Below are 3,068 nucleotides of genomic sequence, written 5' to 3'. Positions count from 1 at the left end.
CGGTCGCCCGTCCCTGGCTGCTGGGCAGGTAGCAATGTACCGATGAGACTGCCGAGGCGCGGGATGCCTGCCCCGGCGCGATCGGGTCCCAGGGCAACGGGTGCGCAAATCGAATGGATCAACTGATACAGGGCGTTCACGCGCGCGGCGTTCCGTTCTCTGAACTGGACACGGAACATTGGATGATGTGCTAGCAGCAACGCCGCGAGGCCCGTCACATGGGGCGCAGCCATCGAGGTCCCGGACTCCGGATTATAGCCGTTCGGCACTGATGACACGATCGATACACCAGGCGCAGTGACGGCTATTCGCGGGCCATGACAGGTGAAGTTCGGCGAGAACAGTCCCCGATCCATTGGTAGCGTTGGATCGAACGTCGACTCGTCATACGTACTTTCCGGAAACACGCCCTGGGCGCCGAGCGCGGCGACGGCCAGAGAGTAACGGGACGATGCTGGAAATTGGACATCATCTCCCGAATTCCCGGCGGCGACGATGAACGCAACTCCGCTCTTCACTGCGGCGTCCAATTGCTGATCGACCATCACATTCTGAGACACCGCGGCGCCGAGGCTCAGATTCACGACATCGACCTGGAGCTCGATGCATTTTCTGATGCAGAGCGCCAGCGCGGTGAAATCTCCGCCGGGGAAGATCTTGAAAACGATGACCTCCGCCCCTGGGGCAAAGCCACGCATCGCGTGCCCGCTGGTCGGCCGCGCAGTGATGACGCCGGCGCAATGCGTCCCGTGTCCGATGCTGTCTTGTGCCCAGTTCCCGCCGACTATGTTTGGCTGAGTGGCGTCAAATCCCTGCTTGATGTGTTGCAATAATGGATGGGTTGGATCCGCGCCCGAGTCGATGATCGCAATGCGAACGCCGGTACCGTCGAACTCGGCCGGCATTCGATCGAGCTCCATCAACCGCTGGCCCCAGCCGAAACGAAAGTCCCCGGGAAAGTTGGGCAACAGCTCGGGCGCCTCAAAAACCGACTTGGCCCGCAACTCATAGGATTGGCCCGGAGTGATCGCGGGATCATGAACAAGGATGTCCCAGTGATCCAGAGGGACATCGACATAGAGCAGCCGCGCGCGCCCGCCGGGCGCAAGAAAAAGCGTGACTGTCGCGACGCCATTGGCGTCGGTCCGCCCTTCAGACAGCCCATCACTGGCAAGCTGAACCACGGCCCCTTCGATTGGAGCACCACCTCTCCCGACGATTCTCAGCTTGACGGGAAACGATTGCGTCATGCCTGCGGCGGCGAGCCTTAGGCTTCCCCTCGTAGCCACGTCATCGATGGGCTTGTCGCCATAGCTGAGGCGATGATTTTCTTCGATCACAATGTTTGGCGTCACGTTTCTTCGCAACGCTTCGGCCCTCGCAGGCTCGATCTCGGCAACAACGAACCCGCCAGTGGCGGCTTCGCCGGTACCCAGGGCAGCAGGCAATAGCCCGGGAACCGTGGCGACGACGTCAATCCCCATACCGCGGGCCATCTCTCGTAGGTTCGTCGTTCCTATTGGAGACAGCGACATCATGCCGAGCGCCGATGCGGTGACGCCAGATAGAGAAGTGATCGTGTATTGCCGTTTTGCGGGCTTGAGAATGGTGGGTGCGGATGGTGCTCCTGGGCTGCCGGTCGGTATCGCATCAGGGCTGCCGGTCGATGTGGAAGCCGGGCTACCGGTGGGTGCCGAAGCTGAACCAGCGCTCGATGCGGAGCCTGGGGAGCTCGCTGAGGCAGCGCCGCCGGGTGTCCCGCCTGGTTGCGGCCCGCCCGCCGCTGAAGATGAGCTCATCGACGGTGCAGCGCCCGATACTGGCCTCGTATCCGCTGGGGACGACGGACTCATCGGCGGCGACGGAGAGTGTTCAACGGCCGCTCCGGTGTCGTGCTCCCGCTCAGACGAAGAAACGTCGCCCGAGCCGGGCGTAGATCGACGGCTTGTTCCAGCTGATCTCGGCGACTGTGTCATTTGTTCGTCTCCGCATATGTGAGCCCGCCGTCCGCTCGATGGCTCGCGACGTTGAATCACGTCAGCCGAGATCATCAGAAACGAAGCGGCAGGTCCGGTTCAATGGCGACGTCATTGCCTACTGCGTTCTTCAAAGCCGTCAGGCCGGCCTCGTTGGCTTCGATCGGCAGAGCCTGTGGTGGCGTCCCAAAGGCCGCCTCCAGGTCCGCCCCCTGCAGGCGCAGGCGAACGCCCTCGAGCCGGTCAACGATGGCTCGGACGCTCTGGATGACCCTCGTCCTTTCAGCGGGGTCGGATGCTCTCGCCGCTATCGTAAAATTCTTCATCGCGACACGGCCTGTCGTTGGAGCCGCTGTCACCCCCGCACCGGAGCCGATTGTTGTCGGCTCCGAGGCGGGGAGCGTCCGCGCGAGCAAGCCCTCGCCGCGGCAGATTATGCCGTGCCGGCGGTGGCCCAGGGGAAACTGGCAGGAGGAGGCTGCCACGGCCACTGACCCTGCTGCGACGTTGGCCACTGCTGGCCCATCTGCGGTGCTGCACTGAAGGGTATCATCGGGCCGAACTGCTGTCCGGCCGCACCGATCAAGTGACCGGCCGTTCCACCGACGGCGTGCCCGACCAGCGGCGCCAGCGCGCCGATGATGTTGCCGATGAGTCCTTGCGGCACCAGCACACCATCCTGCTGGCCCTGCTGCGGCATCCCCTGCTGGCCCTGCTGTTGGAGCTGAGGCCCTGCCGCGAACGGGAGCAGATGCGCGAACTGTCCGGCCGTGCTGATCACGTTTCCAGCCGTGCCCCCGACCCTGTGGCCGACGATCGGCGCCAGCGCGCCGATGATGCTTCCGATCAGACCTTGCGGCACCAGCACCGCATCCTGTTGACCCTGCTGCGCCATGCCCTGTTGGCCCTGCTGTGGCCATTGCTGCGCCATCCCTTGCTGGCCCTGCTGTGGCCATTGCTGGGCCATCTGCGGTGCCGCGCTGAAGGGTATCATATTGGCGAACTGTCCGGCCGTGCTGATCACGTTTCCAGCCGTGCCACCGACCCTCTGGCCAACGATCGGCGCCAGCGCGCCGATGATGCTTCCGATCA

The 3,068-nt window shown here is 63.8% G+C and carries 1 protein-coding gene and 1 pseudogene; both read right to left on the bottom strand.

Annotated features, from left to right (window positions below; translation table 11 throughout):
• On the bottom strand, positions 1-1,496 hold a 1,496-nt coding region (locus JOZ76_RS17740; protein WP_291700227.1), incomplete at its 3' end, for a S8 family peptidase.
• A 913-nt stretch (positions 1,497-2,409) separates the two neighbouring features.
• A pseudogene (locus tag JOZ76_RS17735) lies at positions 2,410-3,068 on the bottom strand (hypothetical protein); the annotation flags it as partial.

It is taken from the genome of Bradyrhizobium sp., assembly GCF_019244115.1.
In the GTDB taxonomy this organism is placed as follows: domain Bacteria; phylum Pseudomonadota; class Alphaproteobacteria; order Rhizobiales; family Xanthobacteraceae; genus Bradyrhizobium.
The sequence above is the reverse complement of the archived record's forward strand: the minus strand, read 5'-3'. Positions and strand labels throughout refer to the sequence as shown.